The organism is Flavobacterium sp. OHVDL-2026-0007, assembly GCF_059882335.1.
The window spans coordinates 1,196,533-1,221,308 of record NZ_CM187612.1; the positions used below are offsets into that span (position 1 = coordinate 1,196,533).

12 protein-coding genes are annotated in these 24,776 nt (G+C 35.8%); 3 read left to right on the forward strand and 9 right to left on the reverse strand.

All coding sequences use genetic code 11. From position 1 onward, the window contains the following. Positions 1 to 99: 99 nt before the first annotated feature. Positions 100 to 2,766 carry an ROK family protein gene (locus AC51AA_RS04765; protein WP_500704585.1) on the reverse strand — a complete coding sequence of 889 codons (2,667 nt, stop codon included), beginning with the start codon at positions 2,764 to 2,766 and terminating at the stop codon, positions 100 to 102. Positions 2,767 to 2,769: 3 nt separating this feature from the next. After that, positions 2,770 to 3,510, reverse strand: a complete 741-nt coding sequence (locus tag AC51AA_RS04770; RefSeq protein WP_500704586.1) for a GntR family transcriptional regulator — start codon at positions 3,508 to 3,510, stop codon at positions 2,770 to 2,772. A gap of 628 nt (positions 3,511 to 4,138) precedes the next feature. On the opposite strand from AC51AA_RS04770, the gene AC51AA_RS04775 reads away from it, so the two are divergent. From AC51AA_RS04775 to AC51AA_RS04785, 3 genes are all read left to right on the forward strand, one after another. Next, positions 4,139 to 5,812, forward strand: coding sequence for a GLPGLI family protein (locus tag AC51AA_RS04775; protein WP_500704587.1), 1,674 nt, complete (start codon positions 4,139 to 4,141; stop codon positions 5,810 to 5,812). 86 nt (positions 5,813 to 5,898) lie between these two features. Then, positions 5,899 to 7,230, forward strand: coding sequence for an alpha-L-fucosidase (locus AC51AA_RS04780; RefSeq protein WP_500704588.1), 1,332 nt, complete (start codon positions 5,899 to 5,901; stop codon positions 7,228 to 7,230). 66 nt (positions 7,231 to 7,296) lie between these two features. Next, positions 7,297 to 8,265 (forward strand): M20/M25/M40 family metallo-hydrolase, encoded by a 969-nt coding sequence (locus AC51AA_RS04785; protein ID WP_500704589.1) that lies wholly within the window; start codon positions 7,297 to 7,299, stop codon positions 8,263 to 8,265. A 167-nt stretch (positions 8,266 to 8,432) separates the two neighbouring features. Here AC51AA_RS04785 and AC51AA_RS04790 read toward each other — a convergent pair whose 3' ends face one another. The 7 genes from AC51AA_RS04790 to AC51AA_RS04820 all read right to left on the reverse strand — a co-directional run bounded on the left by AC51AA_RS04790 (position 8,433) and on the right by AC51AA_RS04820 (position 24,704). Further along, positions 8,433 to 10,835: an alpha-amylase family protein gene (locus AC51AA_RS04790; RefSeq protein WP_500704590.1), complete on the reverse strand. Its 2,403-nt coding sequence runs from the start codon at positions 10,833 to 10,835 to the stop codon at positions 8,433 to 8,435. Positions 10,836 to 11,175: 340 nt separating this feature from the next. Then, positions 11,176 to 12,750: a SusD/RagB family nutrient-binding outer membrane lipoprotein gene (locus AC51AA_RS04795; RefSeq protein WP_500704591.1), complete on the reverse strand. Its 1,575-nt coding sequence runs from the start codon at positions 12,748 to 12,750 to the stop codon at positions 11,176 to 11,178. A gap of 31 nt (positions 12,751 to 12,781) precedes the next feature. Further along, positions 12,782 to 16,102: a SusC/RagA family TonB-linked outer membrane protein gene (locus AC51AA_RS04800; protein WP_500704592.1), complete on the reverse strand. Its 3,321-nt coding sequence runs from the start codon at positions 16,100 to 16,102 to the stop codon at positions 12,782 to 12,784. Positions 16,103 to 16,356: 254 nt separating this feature from the next. Then, on the reverse strand, positions 16,357 to 17,370 hold the full coding sequence (locus AC51AA_RS04805; RefSeq protein ID WP_500704593.1) for a LacI family DNA-binding transcriptional regulator: 1,014 nt from the start codon (positions 17,368 to 17,370) through the stop codon (positions 16,357 to 16,359). Between the two features lie 1,127 nt (positions 17,371 to 18,497). Continuing rightward, a complete protein-coding gene (locus AC51AA_RS04810; RefSeq protein WP_500704594.1) occupies positions 18,498 to 20,072 on the reverse strand; it encodes a SusD/RagB family nutrient-binding outer membrane lipoprotein in 1,575 nt (524 codons plus the stop codon). 32 nt (positions 20,073 to 20,104) lie between these two features. Further along, a complete protein-coding gene (locus AC51AA_RS04815) occupies positions 20,105 to 23,425 on the reverse strand; it encodes a SusC/RagA family TonB-linked outer membrane protein (RefSeq protein ID WP_500704595.1) in 3,321 nt (1,106 codons plus the stop codon). Between the two features lie 265 nt (positions 23,426 to 23,690). Next, complete coding sequence (locus tag AC51AA_RS04820; protein ID WP_500704596.1) at positions 23,691 to 24,704, reverse strand: LacI family DNA-binding transcriptional regulator; 1,014 nt, start codon at positions 24,702 to 24,704, stop codon at positions 23,691 to 23,693. Positions 24,705 to 24,776: the final 72 nt, after the last annotated feature.

The window sequence follows — 24,776 nt, forward strand, 5'->3', positions numbered from 1 at the left end:
TAATAAAAATCATTGTTAATAGTGAATTCAATTTTTATTCTCTTATATGCTAGTTAAAAGTGCACTATAGTGGTTCATATAATGCAATACTTTAGCCATTTAACACCAACTGTCTTTTACATATGAAACCACCACAAACGCTTTTTTGTCGCCTTTGTAATTGATTTTGTATTTGGGAACATTGGCCGGGATAACAAAAGTTTCCGCATATTTAAATTCCTGTGAATTTTTCCCCGCACTTACCTCTGCTTTATCCCCTTCCACTAGCATACAAATATGACAGTGACCCAGAGTTTCAATTTCAATTTCTCCTGTAAATTCATAACGATCTACGGCATAAAAGTGATCTTCATGCGTAGGCAAACTTACTTTTCTACCGTTTGTGAATTCTTTCTCCACAGTTTGTTTAGAAATAAATTCGTCCACGACGCGTTGCCCTTTCCTGTCAAAATAAACATTTTTGAATCCATGCTCTACATTGATAGGACGTGGTTTTCCATCCAATCCTGGTCGTACCCAGTCGTACATTTTGAAGGTAAAAATATAAGGCGTACTACTAATTTCTAAGACCATATTATTGATCCCTGAAGCATGAATAGTGCCGTTTGGAATCAAGAATAAATCATGTTTGTTTGCCTTGTGTTTCAGTACGTATTTCTCAATATCAATGGCTTCTGATTTTTCTTGCGATTCGATCAATGCCGCTTTAAATTCTTCGGGATTAATGTCTTCTGTAAAACCTAAATAGACATCGGCATCCTGCTCACAATCTAAAATATAGTAGGTTTCATCTTGAGTAAAGCTTTCACCAAAATGTTCTTTGATATACTCGGGACGTGGATGGCATTGCACCGAAAGATTTCCACCATTATAGGTGTCCAAATAGTCAAAACGAATTGGAAAATCATTTCCAAAACGAGCAGCAGCATTACCCAATACTTTTTTATTGTCTTGGAACATTAAATAGTCAAAAGATACTTCCAACAAATGGTTGTTTCCTTCAAAAACAATTCCGTTCTCCGGCGTGATTAATTCAAAAGACCAAGCATAATTCACCTCGTCCTGATTCAAATCGGCAATCCGATTTTTCATCCAATGACCACCCCAAACTCCAGCCTCAAACCAAGGACGAGCACGTAAGGGTCCTTCTAACATATGATCCAATGCGCTTCTAAAATCACCACCTTGCATCCACGTAATTTCATCGATACGTTGCTCATCGACTATATAATCGATTTTTGGTAACAACTGTGCTTTATGTGCGCTGAGAACCGGCCATTCAATAAAGTACATTCTTTTGTAAATTTGCGAATAAACCAAAGTATCTGTAGATCCCATATTTTTACTTGAACCCGCTCTCATTCGGTATTGAATTTCATTCTTAGGCACATCTACATAAATCAATTTTCCTTTCCAATTGGCTAATGATGCTCCCGTTCCATAGACAATACAAATATCCGCTGTGGAATCTGCTTGCAATAAATTCAATTTATCGGTATCGAAAAAATCAGCCAATTCTCCCAAATATCTATTTCCAAAAACTGGATCATCTCCATTTAGATTGGGTTTGATCATGGCCTCAATTTCTGAAGAGGATTTCAAACAAGACTCAATATCGTACCAAAGTACGTTGAGCTTTTTTTCAGTTAAAACAGCATTCAAATGCATTTTAAAATTTTCCCAAAGAACTCCTCCAAAACCGTCAATAACTACTGTTTTTTGTTTAGCAATCGCGTTTCCTAAGGATTTAAATCCCACAAAAATTTCAGCATTCGTATTTAAAGAAGGAAATACATTGTAACTCCCATCGGTTTTTACAACCTTATTAACTGGTAATAAAGGCTGCGTGGTTTTTCTTTTAGACTGAATCGTTTTCTCCATTTCTAATTTGTTTTGTTTTTCTGCTATAATGGTGGCGCCTCTCAAAATACTTTGCTCGGCATCATCACAGAAAATAATATTTAAATTCGTTTTTAATCCTTTTAATTTTGCATTCAAAGCCGGCATAAATAGTGCCTTAGCTTTTGAAATATTTCCCCCAATTACCAGCTCTTCACAACTAAATTTGTCTAACCACGGCAAAAGAAAGCTTCCCATATTAGCTCCAAAATCAGCAAAAACGGCATTGGAAATACTGCTATTCAATTGGGCAATGGCTTGTACTGAATCGCTATATTCACCTGACAAACGATTGTATTGCGCCAAAAGCCAACGAGTAGAAAAATAGTCATCGGCTGTAGCGTCCAAAAAAGTTTGATTGTAAAAAACACCTGTTTGTGGAATATCCTCATGGCTTTTCACAATAGCCCCCTCTATCATAAAGGCGGATCCAAATCCGGTTCCTAAAGTCAAAAAAACAGTTCTTTTACTACTTAATTGGTGACGGAAATAAGCCCCTTGACCGAAACAATCTGCGTCATTGGCAAAAACAAAAGGAACATCGCTTAATCCTGCACCATTTTTCAGTGCCTGTTGGATGTCAACACCAAAAGTACTTTCGAACTTGCCTCCAACTCCTCTGATTTCACTTACTCCCTTCTCGTAATTGAAAGGTCCTGGAAATGCAATTCCAACTGCATCAATCAAATCCCCTTCACTTATCAGCTCATTCATACAACTTGTGATAGCCGAAACAATAACAGTAGGTTTTTCTTGAGAATCGATAGCCCTTCTCGCCACCAATAACCCATGATTTTTGTTAGCATGATTTTCTATCACACAAACAGTAACATGGCTTCCCCCTACATCAATCCCTATTTTTTTCATTTATTAAATGCTGCGTTTGATTTCGATGGTATAGGTAAACCAGTCATTTCGGTAATAACAAATATTGTATTCTATTGGTTTTCTAGCCGTATCTAACACTAGTCTTCTTCTTTCCAAAACGGGCTGATCTTTTTCAATTTTCAACAAGCTCGCAATTCGTTTACTAGCAGCAATAGCTTTGAGCTCCTCTTGTGAATACACGGGAACCACATTGTACTTATTACCTAATATTTCATACAAGGGAGTCTCAAAATTTTCCGCTATAGAAAGACCAATTCGCGGATGAAAATAAGATTCAAAATACACCATCGGACTATCATCTATACTACGCGTACGTTGTAAAAACAACACTTCATCTCCTTCATTAATTTGCAGCTGTTTGGCTATTTTAGCACTGGCTGGAACCATTTCCACCTTCATGGAGAGATTTTTAAACGCCAATCCCATATCCTCCATCTCATGAGTAAAACTCATCCAATTGTTCAAATTGGTAGTAATTCTATTTTGAGATACTCGTGTGCCAGAACCTTTCTTGCGCACTAATAATTTTTCATTGACCAAAATGGCAATTGCCTGACGTAAGGTATTACGGGATATCCCCCAACGCTTAGCCAAATCAACTTCTTTTGGAAACAACTCCCCACTTTTAAAGTCAGGATGTTTGATCAGTTCACGAAGTAATTCCTCCACTTGTTTGTGCAATGGAACTTTACTGTCGTGATCCAATAACGGTATTTTGTTCATATGTTCATACATATCACAAAAATAGTTTTTTTATGTTATGAAAAAAATATTTTTATAAAAATGTAAGCAACTGATTTATAAATACATTCATCACACTTCGTGTTTTGCTAAAACGTTATAGCAAATACCTTGATTTTCAGACATTGAAGCAAAAATGACAGTTTCATTCTACCTAAAAAAAAGCGTATGTTCCTAATATCACTTAAAAAAAGAGCTATATTAGCCTATTGAAAAAATTAGCCTTATATCCCTTTTATTAACCAATGATTAACTTTTACATCAAAACATGAATCCACCTATTGGATACTTCATTCTCTCTTCAGGGCGTTTTTCTTGTAGACCACAACCCTTACAGAACACCCCATAACTAAGAATCTATGACATCCAGTACTAAAAAAAATGGAGCTTTGGAAAAGAAAAACAAAATCAAAACAAATAAACCGATCTAAAGCATTTACATCACATTCTTTGTGACTTACTGCTACTTTCAAATACAGTTATTTATCTATATTTGTTTTTTTTATTAAATCGATTTAGTTCTTGGCCATGTACTTTGAATTTTAGTTCACTAGAGCTGTTGCAATTCACGCTGCTACTCCATAATTAATAGACCAATCAAAACCATACTATGAAAAGAAAATTATTTACCTTTTTTACCCTTTGCATTCTTACTTTGTCTTTTGCTCAAAAAACACCAAAGGCCATTAAAGTAACCTACCAAAGAAGTTCCAACGGCAAACTGATGAAAAATCAAGATCCCTTATTGGTATATGCTTCTCAAAAACTGAGCTTAATTACTTCAGACAAAAACATACAACAAAAGGCTGCTTTTCCATTTGAACAAACTTTTGTTGCCTTTAATACCCATACTATTTCGAAATGGGCCCAATTAGCTCCAAACAAATCCATTCTCAATCACGACAGTGAAGCCTTGGAAAAACAACAATTTCAATTTACCACCGAAACCAAAAAAATTCTAAATTTCACTTGTAAAAAAGCGATAACCTCTGTCAACTCCAATAAAATTGAAATTTGGTATACCACAGAATTGGGCATTAAAGGGGGACCTAGTGAACTAGGACAAGGCTTAGGTTTGGTACTAGAAACCATACGAAATGGAAATAGTACCATGACCGCTACGAAAATCGAGTCTTTAAAGACTCTACCATCACTTCTAGCACTACCTAAGGTTCAAGAAGTAGACCAATTGACCTACAAAGATTTACTATGGAAAAGCCGTTTTACTAATGTCTCTGTTTTTAATAAAGAACAAATTCATTTTGTAAATGATGCCAAATCCAATGACAGTATTTTACGATTTGCTAGCGGAACTATTATTGTTAAAAAAGTAAAATTGCCTGCCATAAAAAAAGGAAGTACCATTTTTGTCGATGTGGTCCAACAATCCAACGGGGATGCTTATGATAGAACAGGTTCTGTTTTTATGATTCCAACCGATAAAAAAACCTCTTTCCTTGACGGCTTAAAAAATGGAGCCAAAGTATTACCTATCTATGAGAACGGTAATGGTAAACAATACCAGGGTGTAGTAGCTACAGAAAATTATACACCTTTATTAGAATTGATGCGTTTTTTCACTCCTTTTGGCGTGAAACACTTCAACTATTTACAACTAAAAAACAAAGTTTGGCAGGATAGTGTTTACTACCGTCAGGACATTTCTCTTTTGCAACCTAAATTGGACAATCAAGAAGTCTATATTGGTATGTTCATTGGTAATTACGATGCAGGTGGGCATAAAGCGAGTTTGAACATTTCGATTCACCAAGGCGAAGACAACAATACACAAGCGGACTATATTTTACCACTTTTCAATACGCTAAACGTAATGGAAATGGCGGGTCAAGAATACGCCACCATGTTCGACAATGACAAAGGAGTAGAAATGATTTTTGAAGTACCAGCAGGTTATAAAAATTTCAAATTAAGTTACACCACCACTGGTCACGGAGGCTGGGGAAATGGAGATGAATTTCTACAGAAAAAGAACAGTATTTTCATTGACGGAAAAGAAGTTTTTGGATTTACACCTTGGCGTACAGACTGCGGTTCGTACCGATTGAGTAATCCTGCTTCTGGAAATTTCGGAAATGGATTGTCTTCATCAGATTTAAGCCGCTCTAACTGGTGTCCAGGAACAACCACCAATCCTAACCTTATTGATTTAGGAAACCTTACTCCAGGCAAACATAGTATTCGCGTTTCGATTCCAATGGGAAAACCAGAAGGAACTAGCAGCAGTGCTTGGAATGTTTCAGGATTCTTAATTGGAGAAAAATAAGCCTAAACACTTTCAATAACTCATGGATTACAGCATCCATAACCACAAAAACAAGTCTATTAAAACCATTAAAACTTTAAATAAACATGAGAAAAATGACGCTTTGCCTACTGTTCCTCTCGATGAGTTGGATGACCATACAGGCACAAACCTACACCCCTACAGAGGGAAATCTGAAAAACAGAAAGGCTTTTCAAGACGATAAATTTGGAATGTTTATTCACTTTGGTCCTTACAGTGTTCTGGGCAATGGTGAATGGGTTATGACCAACCAAAACATCAACGTGACAGCATATGGAAGATTGATCAATGTATTTAATCCTCAAAATTTTGATGCCAAAAAATGGGTGAGTTTAGCCAAAGCTGCTGGCATGAAATACATTACTTTTACCACTCGCCACCACGATGGTTTTAGTAACTTTGATACCCAATTATCAGATTGGAAAATTACCAATACTCCTTTCAAAAGGGATTTACTTAAAGAATTGGCTGACGAATGTCATAAAGAAGGCATCAAATTGTACTGCTACTACTCACTTTTAGACTGGACTAGAACCGATTACCAATACGAAACAGGAAAAACTGGAAGAGGAACAGGTCGAACTAAAAAAAGCGATTGGGACAGTTACATCCGTTTTATGAAAGGGCAACTGACTGAAATATTGAGCAATTATGGTGAAATATCAGGAATCTGGTTTGACGGACATTGGGATCAATTGGACAACGACCATGACAAAAGCTTGACTTCAAAGGTAGATTGGCATTATGATGAAATATACAAATTGATTCACACAATTCAACCGAACTGTTTGATTTCAAACAACCACCACTTAACCCCGATTCAAGGAGAAGATTTTCAAGCCTTTGAAAAAGATTTACCAGGTGGAAACTCTACTGGATTTGGAGGGCAATCGATCTCTCAATTGCCTTTAGAAACTTGCGAGACTATGAACAATTCATGGGGATTTAGCATCACGGACAGAAAATTTAAGTCAACTAAAGACCTACTACACTACTTAATTAATGCCGCGAGTTTAAATGCGAATTTCCTTTTAAATGTTGGACCAATGGCCGATGGATCTATACAACCTGAATTTGTTGACACTTTGAAAGAAATGGGAACCTGGATGCAAAAAAATAGTAAGAGTATTTATGGTACCAGAGGTGGTGTAATGAAAACGCAAGACTGGGGCGTATTTACCGCCAAAGACAAAACTTGGTTTGCTCACATTATCAAAACGCCAAAACAGGCTGATTATATTTTCATCCCTGAGATGAAACAAAAAATTAAAAAATGTTATTTGATGGACAGTAAAAAAGAGCTAAAATTCAAACAACAACCTGAAGGAACTTTTATATACCTTAATGGTATCCAACTAGATGCAATCGACACTATCGTCGAATTGCAAATACAGTAATTTTGATAAGCCACAATTTTCTCGAACTTTGTGGCTTATTCTCTTTTCAATAAATTAATACGCAACATGCTTAAAAAAATTCTTTTCATCTGTTTTTTGGTATCTATGACGACCCAAAAAACAAACGCGCAATCTACTTTTTCAGCCGAAAAATTCCTAAAACACGACACCTATTTAGCTTCTGACAAGCTAGAAGGACGCCTTGCTGGAACAAAAGGTAATAATATAGCTGCCGCTTATATCAAAAAACATTTCAAAAAATACGGCCTAAAAAAATTCAATAACGATTATTATCAGCCCTTTAAAATATTTATTAAACCAGGTATCAACAAAATGAAATCCGACAGTGTCGCTACCCAAAATGTAGTGGGTTATATCGAAGGATCTGATGAAAATCTAAAAAAAGAATTCATCGTCATTGGCGCTCATTACGATCATTGGGGATGGGGCGGAACAGGCTCTGGTAGCAAGAAAAAAGACACCTTAGCCATTCATAACGGAGCGGATGATAATGCCTCAGGCGTTTCTGCTTTACTGTCTATTTTAGAGGAATTACATCACGCTAAAACTGCAACAAAGAGAAGCATCATCTTTATTTCCTTCAGTGGAGAAGAAGAAGGATTATTAGGTTCTAAGTACTTTGTTAACCACTTACCTGTTGCTAAAGAGGCTGTAAAAGTGATGATCAATATGGATATGGTTGGTCGTTTGAACGACAAAAAAGAACTCTCTATGGGAGGTGCTGGTACTTTTCCAAATGGCGTGGAATTGATGAAAAAATTAGGGGAAGGCAGCGGGCTAAATCCTCTTGTTTTTGCTGGAGATGTTGGAGGTTCCGATCACGTTAGCTTTTACAAAAAGGACATCTCTGTTATCGGATTACATACGGGTGGACATCCACAGTACCATACGCCGGAAGACGATAGCCATTTGATCAACAGCGAAGGCGGTGTATTGGTTTCTCGCTACATTTACAATGCTTTAACGGCTATTGCCAATTACGAACAACCTTTGTATTTCATCAAGCAAAATTAACAACAGTAGACTTGCTCTAATAGCCTTATAAAGACTTTAGAACGATTCATACAAGACCAGAAGCAAAATAGATCTTACAATAGAAATCGGCGAACTGCGGTATCCTAAACTGCAAGTTCGCCGATTTTTTTATGTCCAATCGTTTCACATTAGTGCATCCCTTTATCTCATTTCTTAAACGATACCGCCCATTGCACTTCTTTAGTACTTGGATTTTCTAACACCAACACTTTTAAGGAATCGCTATCAGGATGATTCTCCCATTTAGCGGAAGCTGCATCCGAGTCCATTTTTAGGTTTTTCCATTGATTAGCCGCAATGACAATTTTGAAAGACTCCCCTTCCACTACGGTTACTTTTCCAGATAGTATTTTGCTGTTTTTGTTCCAATTCAATTCTTTTACATCCAACCATCCTTGCAAAATATGACGATTGGTAGACAATAATTGCGGAACCGATTCTACTTTTTTGACGGCGTACATGGTGCACTCCATACTGTTCAAGGCAGAGCTCAAAGTAGCATCCCCTTTTACTTTTCCAACGAATTTATTTTTCCAAAAATCATACACATAAAAATCGCCTTTAGGATCTAATTCCAATCCTCCCTCAACCATCGATTTGTTCAACGTTACCGAAATAGTCTCCTTTTCACTACCACTATTAAACAAAGTCACAGCATGCCAGTTGGGTGTCAATTCCAAATCATATACTCTTGGATTTTTCTGACCTAAAAAAGCATCAACAGGACGAGGACTCTTGAGTCCAGCATACATAGGATAAATTCTAGAAATATCATGTACCATATCAGGGGTTAACATACTAAAAGGCGTTGCCAATTCCAGACGACCACTAGTCAGTGCTAGCATGGTTACTAAAGATTGCCTTACTGGTTCGTTATGCGTATGGATCGCCTTACTATCTGGATAATAATAAAAAACCGAACGTGACTTGTACCATCTCAATCCACCAGTGCTGATGAACTGAGGCTCAAAAGCGTTGTTGTCCCACGCAGTGCGCTGAATATCCACTATCCCAGCAGTCACATCCAAAGTAGGACGATCACTCTCTCCTAAAGCACGTTCGTGCAAACGACCCTCAGGTCCTAAACCTTCGCGACTTAAGGCAAACAATTGGCGGTAAGCCGAAGTAGTAGTCGCTAATTTATCGTCAAATCCCCCTTGTGGATTCCAAGCGGTTTCTGGATAATCAAATTTAATTCCAATCATGCCGTCTTTTCTCAAGCGTTGCCACATGGCCAAGACATATTTCTGAAATTCTTTATCGGTATAATCGTAACGCACATTAGGCTGATGATGACGATGATACAAATGCAATTGACTAATATCATTGTTGAGCATCCAGTCTGGATGTGCCAGAGCAAAATCATCTGAAGGCATACTGGCTTGAAAATAAGTAAAGGGAACACCATTACGTTTTTTTACTGCTTCACACCATTTTGCAAAAGTATCATAAGGCCCCGTCAAATGACCAAACTTACTCCAATGAGCATCATCCCACCAGCCTTGTTCTGTATTACCATCTGTATAACAATACGAATCCGGTTCCAGTCGAACAGCGATCTTAGTGTATTTGGCCAAACCACTTTTTTGAGCATTGTCCAATTCTTCGATCAAGGCCGTTGCATTATTGATATCCTTACCTCCGCTTAAATTTCCAACTGCCCAACCACACAAAGTGGGAAAATCATAGACATTAGGATGCGCATTATTGGCTTTACGCAAAGCCAAACCATAGTTTTCTAAAGCGATATACGGATTAGCCTCACCCACTGCTAGGTAATAAGTATCAGGAGCCCAATACTGTTCATTCTTTTTAACCAAACGTCCCACAGGATCATTCATCGTCAAGGCTATCGTTGATTTCTCTTTTTTATATAGGGTGTTCGCGTAATAATTCTGGTATTTCAAACCACCCCAAACCAAAGTCTGGCGCTTTCCATTGACTAAAGCAGTTAACATCATGCTATTGGTAGACTCTCTATCCACATTCTCCAATACCTCTGGCATGGTCACACCAGCAGCCCCATTCAAGGTTTTTACAGAAGTAATTTGTGTCTTAGGAAACAAGCTAGCATTGGAAAATAATTCCGCTTTCATCAAACGACAATCATAACTCATCGTGTTTTTCATCCCTACTTGATACTCCAATACTCCCGCATCATCCAAAAGCGTTAAGGCAAAACGATATTCAGGAAGCACTTTAGTATTTCCAGTAAAATACAATTCCAATCGTTTTCCTTTTTGATCTACGTTTTGGACATTTTTCTCCTCATAGGAAATTTTAAGTTTCCCAATTCGATTATTGCCATACACAAAAGGCGAGTTCCAATTGTCTGCCGAGAGACGGGCATTTTCGAAGACAACAAGATTATCCTTTTTATTGGTTAAACTGTAATTTCCTGTTTTAAGATTAATTGCTACGGCAATTTTGTTATTGGAAAGTTGCAGTACTGAATCTTTCATTACCAACTGCGTTTCTGTCTTTAGATTTTTGGATTGTGACCATCCTAACAAGGGAATAAACAACAATCCTAATATGATTTTTCTCATCTGATTTACTTACTATTTCAAGTCGCTATAACAACAAAGCTCCTCTAAAATTTTCTTAGTTAAAATAGCATATTAAATTATTATGATGGACTATTCTATTATGCGTAAAAATAAAAATGGATTATGTTATTTTAAAAATAACGTAATCCGTTTTTACTATTGATTCTCGCTAAGGATAGCTACTATTGTTACTTAATAACATGTATTATCCATTTCACCTGTACTGAAACTTTTGTTGGTTAGAAAAAGAGCTAGCCCAACAAACAAAAACCCCAGAGTCAAGAAATATCCTGAATCTGGGGTTTTAAAATTACTAACAAAATATTAACTTAAAAAAAACTTAGTTTACGTCCCAGAAAATTTTGGTAGTCAAATTGTCTTTAGCACTTACTTTAGCATAGTTTACACTATTGTATGTTCTTTCAGAATTTGGGTAAGTCCATCTTACTGGCGGCTCTTTTTGTGTACTAGAGTTATCAGGTAAGAAAGTCAAAACTGGCAAATTCGTTCTTCTCAAATCTGACCATGCATCATCATACATAATAATATTATAATGAATGTATCTTTGAGAAGCGATCAATTGCATACGAGCTTGATTCGTTGTCGCAAGATCAAAATTCACTCCTGGTTTAGCAAGATAAAGCATCATATCAGCATCCGTTGGAGCTGCTGTTGTTGGTAAAAACACTCTGTCATTTGATCTTGACGGTATGTCTACACAATAGAATTGAGCCGATTGTTTTACTGCATTTTCGTAAGCCATTTTAGCAGCTGGAGCATTTCCAGTTCTTACGTAATACTCCGCTAAAAGTAAATTCATCGCTGCAGCATTTATTAATACTCCTGGAAACCATTGGTTACGGCTAAAAGTAGAACGATTGTAAAATGCAATAGTAGCATCCACAGACAGTAACTTCGTTTGCGCGTTAGCATCCAATAATTGATTCAAACCAATAAACGCTTTATTTGGCTCTTTTGTTCCTGGCTCAAACATCCAAGGTAAACGGGGATCACCATTAGCATTCATATGATCAATCATGGCCTTTGGAGCTGCATTGATGAAGTTGGATTCTATACCGTCTCTAAATCCTGATGAATCTAAATCAGAATCCTGTGTATAGATTTTAAATTCAATATTATCAGCATTAGTAGTCACAATATCACCTGCTGCAATAATCTGCCCCATCTCAGCATCATTAGCCAAAGTGGTTCCTGACACTCTGTTTAACATACGCAAACGCATAGAATTAGTGTATTTTAACCACTTAGTGAGATTCCCTTTATTAATCAAATCTTGCTTTGCAAATTCTAAAGTGATCTTAGGAGTCAATGCAATCGTTTTCAACTCAGCTGAAATACTTTTCAAATCTGCCAACATCTTAGTATAAAGTTCCTCTTGAGTATCATACTTAGCAGATGCCGCCGTATAATCTCCACCAGTGGAACCGATTTTCCCTGCTTCAGAAAATGGAATATCTCCAAAGTTATCGATCATTTTTTGAGTGTGCTCATACAGGTATACTGTAGCTGTAAGCATGTATATTCTGTTTTCTACTTGTTCGGCAGGAGTTAACGCAGCATTTACTTTTTCTAATTCTCTGTATTGAGCCACAGCGGAATAAAATCTTCCCCATCTATCAGAAGGAGCAGCTCCTACAACAAACATATTGGTTCTATTTTGAACTCCATGCGCTTGTGTATAATCAAGAGTCGTTCCTTGAATAACTGTAAAGTAATTCCAATAAGCTGGAATAGCATCTTCCCAGTTACTTTGTAAAAATCCAGCGTATTGCTTAGGCATATTCGTTTGCAACACTGTGGATGGATCCTTATAAGCATCCTCAAAATCCGATTTCGTACAGGAAGCAAACAAAACTGCCGCCGACGCCATTGATATATATAATAATTTTTTCATGTGCTATTTTTTTTAAATTACGCTTATAAAATTAGAAAGAAGCTCTCAACATTGCTCCAAAAGTTCTAGTAGCGGGAGTCTGACCAGCATTATTAATGTTTTCAGTCCATCTTGAACCTGCTGTAGTTGCCTCAGCATCCATATCTTTAATAGAACGATAGAAGTACAATAAATTACGTCCAAAAGCAGACAAAGTAACTTTAGAAGCTCCCATTCTTTGAGCCCAAGCAGCTGGTAAATTATAAGCCAATGATACCTCTCTCAATTTAATGTAGTTATTTTCTTGGATATACTCTTTGTATTGAGATCTTCCAGAGTATTTAGGACCACCCCAGTTGTAAGTCTGATTGAAGTATCCTGCTTGAGAAATTACATTGTTGTTTTGAGAACCATCCAAAGTAACCCCATCCATCACCATACCGTCTCTGTACAACAATTCGCCATTAGGTCCTGCAGTTGAACTATTTGGTACTTGAATACCTTTTCCACTAGCATCTTGATAGTACGTTAAACCACCACGATCATTTGTACTGTAGTTTAATGTTTCTTTAGTCAAACCTCTTGATTTCATCCATTCAATTCCTGTTGGCATCAAATAACCGCCATAAGAATAATCAATATTTACATCTAAAGTTAGATTTTTGTAGGTAAAACTATTCATTAAACCTCCTAAACCTTTTGGCATAGCATTACCATATTTTTGCCATTTATCTCCATCAATAACGTAATATCCGTCAGCATCCACTAATTGTTTACCATTAGCATCTACTTTAATTGGGTGAGCATATAGACCTCCCATTGCCTCTCCAACTACCGATTTCAATTGAGCACCATCTTCGTAATCAGCATGCAACAATTCAGTAGCTCCATTAGCTAACTTGGTAATTTTGTTTTTGTTTTTCGCCCAGTTCAACGTTACATCCCAAGAGAATGACTCTGTTCTTATTGGCGAAGCAGTCAACGCAATCTCTATACCTTGGTTACTTAATTCACCAACGTTAGCCAAGATAGAAGTAGCTCCTGTAGTAGGCGCCAATGTTAAATCCAAAATTTGATCCGTTACGTGTGCATTGTAATAAGAAAAATCTAATCCTATTCTTCTATCAAAGAATTTAGTTTCGAAACCAAGTTCGTATTCATTTTTCATCTCTGGTTTGATACTTTCATTTCCATATTTGGATTGTGATTCAGTGATCAAAACAGATCCTGTCGTACCTTGAGATCCTAATGATGATTGATTAAAAGCAACATTGGCTCTATAACGATCAGGATAATTTCCTACGATACCCCATGATGCTCTCATTTTAGCATAATTGATCACTTCTGGTAATTTCACCGCGTCCGACAAAACAAAACTTGAATTCACAGAAGGATAAGTAAAGCTATTGTTATTTGGATTCATTGTAGAAGTACGGTCTCTTCTGAAAGTTCCTTCAACAAATAAATAGTTTTTGAAACTAGCATTCACAGTTCCAAATACCGCATCCTTAACCGTCTCATATCTTGTAGACGAACTCTTAGGCATGTTTACAGAGGCATTCATATCATACCATCCTTCAACACTTAATCCTCCGTCTGTCCATCTTGTCAATGTAGAACCAGTTTCTTTTGTACCTGAATAACCAGCCACAGCTCCTACTTCTAAATCTGGACTGATCTTTTTAGTGTAAGTCAATAATAAATCTCCATACATGATGTTGTAATCTTGAGAATTCATCTCAAAACTTCCAGGACCATTACCATACAACAACGGTTTATCAACTGCGCTTCTTCTTTCTACATTCATTGAAGTCAAATCCGTAGAAAAACGACCACGAATTTTTAAATCATTCGTAAGTTGATACGTTTCGGTAACACTCATGATCAAACGATTGGTTATTTCATCCTCTTGTTTTTTGTTAACATCCCAGAAAAAATTAGCAATATCAGATCTGAAACCGTTATATATAATATTTTCAGATGGAGTCAAACTTTGGTCATTTCCTTGAACAAATTTATATCCTAAACTAGTTTGATATTTCGCTTTGTACCAGCTACCATTATCAAATGGACTTAACATTCCTGTAAAATTATTTACCAATCGGTCCATAGCATAGGTACGGTTGTAAACATTTTGTTTGATATAAGATACAATTACATCCGTTTTTGATTTCTCTCCTAATTTGAAAGAAGTATTCAAATTGAATGAGTTTTTTACGTTTTTATTTCCCATACTCAATCCTTGAGAATCGTTACGAGTATAAGAAAAACGAGTATTTGTATTCTCTGTACTGTTCGAAAGAGCAAAGTTAGTTGACGAATCAAATCCACTTTGGAATAAATTTCTGTAGCCGTCTTTCTGAGCAGAATAAGGACGAACAATACCATCCCAAGCCATAGTAGGCTTACCATCGAAGAAAGGTCCAAAGTTAGAAGTGTAATTTTGAACTCCTCTAGTGTCATTAATTTTATCACCATTTGTATCATAATACGCAAATCCGTCTGCTGCATATCCACCATCTACATAAGAAGTAGGGTATCCAGGACCTCTTTCATATTGAAATCTAGGCAAATAAGCAATACTATTACTAGCAAAACTTGTACTGAAATCAACACCTAAACCTTTTTTTCCTTTACCTGATTTAGAGGTAATTAACACAACCCCATTTACAGCCTCAGAACCGTATAATGCAGCAGCAGAAGCACCTTTCAAAATAGTGATGTTTTCAACATCTTCTGGATTGATATCTGCTAAACCATTGCTTCTTACACGTTGATCATTCCAATAATTACCATTATTAACTTCTTGATTACGAATAGGCACACCATCCATAATGATAAGTGGTTGATTTCTTCCCGTAATCGAGTTGATTCCACGAATTTGGATATTAATCGCTCCATTTCCTCCTGGAGTTGAACTAATACGAACACCTGGCGCTTTACCGTATAATGAGTTCGCAATAGTAGGAGAACCTGTTTTTACGATTGCTTCAGCCTTAATGGTACTTGTTGCGTATCCAATAGCTTTATTCTTTTTAGATTGCCCCATAGCTGTAACGGTCACCCCATCAAGTTCGTTAGTAGCACTAGCTAATTTAACATTCATTCCATCGGTAGCTCTCACTTCCATTGTTTTAAATCCAATTGAACTTAAAATTAAAGTAGCACCTTCTTTTACTGAAAGTTTAAAAGCTCCATTCTCGTCTGTAATAGTTTCTGCTTTTGATCCTTTTTCCTTAACAATAACTGAAGGAACAGGCAAATTAGCATTATCTGTAACTATACCGGAAATTGTTTTGTTTTGTGCGCTCACGCCTTGATAACACAACACCATTAGAAAGACTAACAGTGATTTGTATAACAGTTTTCTCATAATTTAGTTTGGTTTGGTTTGGTTTTTATTTTAGTTGTATTAAAAGGTTCTGAGTTCTAAACCCTTTAATTTTATATTATCAATCTCCTCCTCAGGATCAGATAATCATTACTTGCTTGGATTAACATCTTAATTTCTTTTACATCATAAGCGTTTAGTTTATTTTTAGTTTATATTTGGTTTAGTTTTTCTATTTAATGGTCACACCTAACTACATCGTTATAGTATTCTTTTCAAAAAAAAGGTTTATATCATTAAACCGATTCCCTAATAGTTAGACTGCCTTTTTGTTTTTCTTTCTCAATCTTATAATTACTTTCGTCATTCATTTGCGTCATCAATAACTTTACTGTTTTTTTTGCAATATCTTCAATAGGCTGAGATAAAACCGTAATTGAAGGTGAGTGTAACCTAAAGCTATCGTGATCATCAAAACTGATCACCGCTTTATCACTAGGAATTTTAAGTCCTAACTTCCTTAAGGACTGTAAACCTGCCAGCAACAGATAATTGGCACTAAACAATATCGCATCAATTTCAGTGGTTGTACTTAAAAAATCGGAGATCTTCGCTATTCGCTCTTCCTCGGTTATCTGGTAATCCAAATCAAGAATTCTAGCCTCATCAAATAAACCTACTTCCTTCAAAGCATCCGCATAACCATCTTTTCTTAGTTGCATCTGAATCAATTGGGAAGAATTGGTCACAAAGGCAATTTTTTTGAATTCCTTTTCCAAAAGGTAACGGGTTGCTGTCTGCGCTCCATCATAATTATCCAACACCACATGACTTACTTCTTGTCCTTCAAAATAACGGTCAATTAAAACCACTGGACATTGAAGTTCTATCAAGCGCTCAATAGTGGGTTGCATGTTCTTTGTCGGTACTATGATAAAACCATCAACATTGGCTTGCAATAAACTGTTGACTAATTCTACTGCACGCTCATCATCTCCTCCTGTACTGCAGTAAAACACTCTGTAGTTTAAACCTATCGCTTCGCTTTCTATTACTCTAGCTAAATCAGAGAAAAACTGATTGGAAATATCTTCTACTATAAGCCCAATAGATCTGGTCTTACCTGTTCTCAGACTACTGGCAATCATATTGAGTCTGAATTTCATTTCTTCCGTAATCTTAAAAACCTTCTTGATCACTTCAGCGCTGATTCCCATCTTCTCTCCCTTACCATTCAAAACAAACGAAACCGTCGTAACCGATACATTTGCTGCCTTAGCGATATCTTTAATAGTGATCTTTTTTTTCATAAAACGTTAACGTTATCCTAAACCTTAGTTAATTTGTTATAGCAAATATATATTATATAAAACGATTTACAAAAACGGTTTAGTGATTTTTTTTATACAAACTTAATTATTTTAACATTTTAAAATAATTATCAGAAAATTTACTCTAAATATAGCAAGAATACCCTAAATCATTTCATTAAAACAAATGTTAATTCCAATTTTAAGTCCCTAATTTCGTTAAAATCAAGAAAAACAAAAGCTTTAAAAAAATGCCTGTAAAAATCGGATACATTATGATATTTTTAACATAATGAGCCATTCTCTTAAATTCATTTAACAAACGACCTTACCTTTTTATTTTCAAATTCCTTCTAAAAAAGTAATCTCTATTTATTTGGTCTCCTTTCTTACCGAATTATTCACTCTGAACTTTATTTTTATCGAAAAACAATCCAATAATTCAACTTGTATTAAAAATCTTTCTTTTTCAAAAATTGATCGCACTTAAATTCATCAAAACCAGACTAACAAGTAACTATTATCTCGATTTTACCCCTCTATAAAGAAACCCTCAGCTCTAAAAAAAGAGACAATTAAAAAGAAATCTCTACCCTTATTCAATTTTATAAATTCATTTACAATCAATATCTTTTTTCAGGAAGATAATTTAGCGCATTCAGCACAGCTGCAGAAAAAAAAAGCTTACTTCTATTGCTAACCAACCATCTATTTCCCATCATATCCATAGTACTCTTAGACACTTTAGTTTTGTAATCCCCTTGCTTAGTTCCACGGTAGCACTATCGGAAAATAAATCTTATTTTGACTCATACGAGGAAGCTTCCTATTAGAGATGCTCTATTGTTTTTTTTCCAAAACAGCTATATATATACTCCTCCAGAACTGACTTTAATCGTCAAAAAACATTTCAATCCACTCTAAAAATTTGTTCTTTAGAATCTCCAAAAAGTGCAATACCCGTATACCAATAAAGCCGTTACTACTGCCATACGATCGGGTATCCTATCAACTTCTTTTACTCATTACAAAAAGACTAGCTCCTATATACAAAAAACCCTGGATTCAAGAGTTGTCTTGAATCCAGGGTTTACTTATTACTAACAAAATATTAATTTAAAAAAAACTTAGTTTACGTCCCAGAAAATTTTGGTAGTCAAATTGTCTTTAGCACTTACTTTTTCATAGTTTACACTATTGTATGTTCTTTCAGAATTTGGGTAAGTCCATCTTACAGGCGGCTCTTTTTGTGTACTAGAATTATCAGGTAAAAAAGTCAAAACTGGCAAATTCGTTCTTCTCAAATCTGACCATGCATCATCATACATAATAATATTATAATGAATGTATCTTTGAGAAGCGATCAATTGCATACGAGCTTGATTCGTTGTCGCAAGATCAAAATTCACTCCTGGTTTAGCAAGATAAAGCATCATATCAGCATCCGTTGGAGCTGCTGTTGTTGGTAAAAACACTCTGTCATTTGATCTTGACGGAATGTCAATACAATAGAATTGAGCCGATTGTTTTACTGCATTTTCGTAAGCCATTTTAGCAGCTGGAGCATTTCCAGTTCTTACGTAATACTCTGCTAAAAGTAAATTCATTGCTGCAGCATTGATAAATACCCCTGGAAACCATTGGTTACGGCTAAAAGTAGAACGATTGTAAAATGCAATAGTAGCATCCACAGACAGTAACTTCGTTTGCGCGTTAGCATCCAATAATTGATTCAAACCAATAAACGCTTTATTTGGTTCTTTTGTTCCTGGTTCAAACATCCAAGGTAAACGAGGATCACCATTAGCATTCATATGATCAATCATGGCCTTTGGAGCTGCATTGATGTAATTAGATTCTATAGCATCTCTAAATCTTGATGAATCTAAATCAGAATCCTGTGTATAGATTTTAAATTCAATATTATCAGCATTAGTAGTCACAATATCACCAGTTGCAATAATCTGCCCCATCTCAGCATCATTAGCCAAAGTGGTTCCTGATACTCTGTTTAACATACGCAAACGCATAGAATTAGTGTATTTTAACCACTTAGTGAGATTCCCTTTATTAATCAAATCTTGCTTTTCAAATTCTAAAGTGATCTTAGGAGTCAATGCAATCGTTTTCAACTCAGCTGAAATACTTTTCAAATCTGCCAACATCTTAGTATAAAGTTCCTCTTGAGTATCATACTTAGCAGATGCCGCCGTATAATCTCCACCAGTGGAACCGATTTTCCCTGCTTCAGAAAATGGAATATCTCCAAAGTTATCGATCATTTTTTGAGTGTGCTCATACAGGTATACTGTAGCTGTAAGCATGTATATTCTATTTTCTGCTTGTTGAGCAGGAGTTAACGCAGCATTTACTTTTTCTAATTCTCTGTACTGAGTTAAAAAAGAATAAAACCTTCCCCATCTATCCGAAGGAGCAGCTCCTACAACAAACATATTGGTTCTATTTTGAACTCCATGCGCTTGTGTATAATCAAGAGTCGTTCCTTGAATAACTGTAAAGTAATTCCAATAATCAGGAATAGCATCTTCCCAGTTACTTTGTAAAAATCCAGCGTATTGCTTAGGCATATTCGTTTGCAACACTGTGGATGGATCCTTATAAGCATCCTCAAAATCCGATTTCGTACAGGAAGCAAACAAAACTGCCGCCGACGCCATTGATATATATAATAATTTTTTCATGTGCTATTTTTTTTTTAATTACGCTTATAAAATTAGAAAGAAGCTCTCAACATTGCTCCAAAAGTTCTAGTAGCGGGACTCTGACCAGCATTATTAATGTTTTCAGTCCATCTTGAACCTGCTGTAGTTGCCTCAGCATCCATATCTTTGATAGAACGATAGAAGTACAATAAATTACGTCCAAAAGCAGACAAAGTAACTTTAGAAGCTCCCATTCTTTGAGCCCAAACAGCTGGTAAATTATAAGCCAATGATACCTCTCTCAATTTAATGTAGTTATTTTCTTGGATATACTCTTTATATTGAGATCTTCCAGAGTATTTAGGACCACCCCAGTTGTAAGTCTGATTGTAGTATCCTGCTTGAGAAATTACGTTGTTGTTTTGAGAACCATCCAAAGTAACCCCATCCATCACCATACCGTCTCTGTACAACAATTCACCATTAGGTCCTGCAGTTGAACTATTTGGTACTTGAATACCTTTCCCACTAGCATCTTGATAGTAAGTTAAACCACCACGATCGTTTGTACTGTAGTTCAATGTTTCTTTAGTCAAACCTCTTGATTTCATCCATTCAATTCCTGTTGGCATCAAATAACCGCCATAAGAATAATCAATATTTACATCTAAAGTTAGATTTTTGTAGGTAAAACTATTCATTAAACCTCCTAAACCTTTTGGCATAGCATTACCATATTTTTGCCATTTATCTCCATCAATAACGTAATATCCGTCAGCATCCACTAATTGTTTACCATTAGCATCTACTTTAATTGGGTGAGCATATAGACCTCCCATTGCCTCTCCAACTACCGATTTCAATTGAGCACCATCTTCGTAATCTTTATGCAACAATTCAGTAGCCCCATTAGCTAACTTGGTAATTTTGTTTTGGTTTTTCGACCAGTTCAACGTTACATCCCAAGAGAATGACTCTGTTCTTATTGGCGAAGCAGTCAACGCAATCTCCACACCTTGGTTACTTAATTCACCAACGTTAGCCAAGATAGAATTAGCTCCTGTAGTAGGTGCCAATGTTAAATCCAAAATTTGATCCGTTACGTGTGCATTATAATAAGAAAAATCTAATCCTATTCTTCTATTAAAGAATTTAGTTTCGAAACCAAGTTCATATTCTTTTTTCATCTCTGGTTTGATACTTTCATTTCCGTATTTGGATTGTGATTCAGTAATCAAAACAGATCCTGTTGTACCTTGAGATCCTAATGATGATTGATTAAAAGCAACATTAGCCCTATAACGATCAGGATAATTTCCTACGATACCCCATGATGCTCTCATTTTAGCATAATTGATCACTTCTGGTAAAGTCACTGCGTCCGACAAAACAAAACTTGAATTCACAGAAGGATAAGTAAAGCTATTGTTATTTGGATTCATTGTAGAAGTACGGTCTCTTCTGAAAGTTCCTTCAACAAATAAATAGTTTTTAAAACTAGCATTCACAGTTCCAAATACTGCATCCTTAACCGTCTCATATCTTGTAGACGAACTCTTAGGCATGTTTACAGAGGCATTCATATCATACCATCCTTCAACACTTAATCCTCCGTCTGTAAATCTTGACAATGTAGAACCAGTTTCTTTTGTACCTGAATAACCAGCCACAGCTCCTACTTCTAAATCTGGACTGATCTTTTTAGTGTAAGTCAATAACAAATCTCCATACATGATGTTGTAATCTTGAGAATTCATCTCAAAACTTCCAGGACCATTACCATACAACAACGGTTTATCAACTGCGCTTCTTCTTTCTACATTTATTGAAGTCAAATCCGTAGAAAAACGACCACGAATTTTTAAATCATTCGTAAGTTGATACGTTTCGGTAACACTCATGATCAAACGATTGGTTACTTCATCGTCTTGCTTTTTGTTAACATCCCAGAAATAATTAGCAATATCAGGTCTGAAACCGTTATATATAATATTTTCAGATGGAGTCAAACTTTGATCATTCCCTTGAACAAATTTATACCCTAAACTAGTTTGATATTTCGCTTTATACCAGCTTCCATTATCAAATGGACTTAACATTCCTGTAAAATTATTTATCAATCGGTCCATAGCATAGGTACGGTTGTAAACATTTTGTTTGATATAAGATACAATTACATCCGTTTTTGATTTCTCTCCTAATTTGAAAGAAGTATTCAAATTGAATGAGTTTTTTACGTTTTTATTTCCCATACTCAATCCTTGAGAATCGTTACGAGTATAAGAAAAACGCGTATTTGTATTCTCTGTACTGTTCGAAAGAGCAAAGTTAGTTGACGAATCAAATCCACTTTGGAATAAATTTCTGTAACCGTTTCTCTGAGCAGAATAAGGACGAACAATACCATCCCAAGCCATAGTAGGCTTACCATCGAAGAAAGGTCCAAAGTTAGCCGAATAATTTTGAACTCCTCTTGTGTCATTAATTTTATCACCATTTGTATCATAATACGCAAATCCGTCTGCCGCAAATCCACCATCTACATAAGACGTAGGGTATCCAGGACCTCTTTCATATTGAAATCTTGGCAAATAAGCAATACTATTACTAGCGAAACTTGTACTGAAATCAACACCTAAACCTTTTTTTCCTTTACCTGATTTAGAGGTAATCAACACAACCCCATTTACAGCTTCAGAGCCGTATAATGCAGCAGCAGAAGCACCTTTCAAAATAGTGATATTCTCAACATCTTCTGGATTGATATCCGCTAAACCATTGCTTCTTACACGTTGGTCTTTAAAATAGTCCGAATTATCAACTTCTTGATTACGAATAGGCACACCATCCATAATGATAAGTGGTTGATTTCTTCCCGTAATCGAGTTGATTCCGCGAATTTGGATATTAATCGCTCCATTTCCTCCTGGAGTTGAACTAATACGAACACCTGGCGCTTTACCATATAATGAGTTCGCAATAGTAGGAGAACCTGTTTTTACGATTGCTTCAGCCTTAATGGTACTTGTTGCATATCCAATAGCTTTATTCTTTTTAGATTGCCCCATAGCTGTAACGGTCACCCCTTCAAGTTCGTTAGTCGCACTAGCTAATTTGATATTTATTCCGTCAGTTGCTCTCACTTCCATTGTTTTAAATCCAATTGAACTTAAAATTAAAGTAGCACCTTCTTTTACTGAAAGTTTAAAAGCACCATTCTCGTCTGTAATAGTCTCTGCTTTTGATCCTTTTTCCTTAACAATAACTGAAGGAACAGGTAAATTCATATTATCCGTAACTATACCGGAAATTGTTTTGTTTTGCGCACTCACGCCTTGATAACACAACACCATTAGAAAAACTAACAGTGATTTGTATAACAGTTTTTTCATAATTTACTTTAGTTTGGTTTTTAATTTTTTTAGCTTAAAAGGTTCTGATTTCCGAAAAAAAATACCGAGTCCTAAACCCCTTAATTTTACATTATCAATCTGCTCTTCATAAATTGATAATCCTTAATTTACTTGATTACTATCTCTATTTCTTTTACATCATTAGCGTTTAGTTTAATTATTTATATTGGGTTTAGTTTTTTAAAATAATCGATCTGTCTTACTATATCGTTTTAGTATTCTTTTAAAAAAAAGGTTTATATCATTAAACCGATTCCCTAATCGTTAGACTCCCTTTTTTCTTTTCTTTCTCAATTTTATAATTACTGCCGTCATTCATTTGCATCATCAATAACTTTACTGTTTTTTTGGCGATATCTTCAATAGGCTGAGATAAAACCGTAATTGAAGGAGAGTGTAACCTAAAGCTATCGTGATCATCAAAACTAATCACTGCCTTATCGTTAGGAATTTTAAGTCCTAACTTCCTTAAGGACTGCAAACCTGCCAGCAACAGATAATTGGCACTAAACAATATCGCATCAATTTCAGTGGTTGTACTTAAAAAATCGGAGATCTTCGCTATTCGCTCTTCTTCACTGATTTGGTAATCCAAATCAAGAATCCTGGCCTCATCAAATAAACCTACTTCCTTCAAAACATCCGCATAACCATCTTTTCTTAATTGCATCTGAATCAATTGGGAAGAATTAGTTACAAAGGCAATTTTTTTAAATCCTTTTTCTAACAAATGACGGGTCGCTGTCTGCGCTCCATCATAATTATCCAACACCACATGACTTACTTCTTGTCCTTCAAAATAACGGTCAATTAAAACCACTGGACATTGAAGTTCTATCAAGTGCTCAATAGTGGATTGCATGTTCTTTGTCGGTACTATGATAAAACCATCAACATTGGCTTGCAATAAACTGTTGACTAATTCTACTGCACGCTCATCATCTCCTCCTGTACTGCAGTAAAACACTCTGTAGTTTAAACCTATCGCTTCGCTTTCTATTACTCTAGCTAAATCAGAGAAAAACTGATTGGAAATGTCTTCTACTATAAGCCCAATAGATCTGGTCTTACCTGTTCTCAGACTACTGGCAATCATATTGAGTCTGAATTTCATTTCTTCAGTGATTTTAAGAACCTTCTTGATCACTTCAGTGCTGATCCCCATCTTCTCTCCTTTGCCATTTAAAACAAACGAAACCGTCGTAACCGATACATTTGCTGCCTTGGCAATATCTTTAATAGTGATCTTTTTTTTCATAAAACGTTAACGTTCTCCTAAACCTTAGTTAATTTGCTATTAGCAAATATATACCTCTAAAACGATTTACAA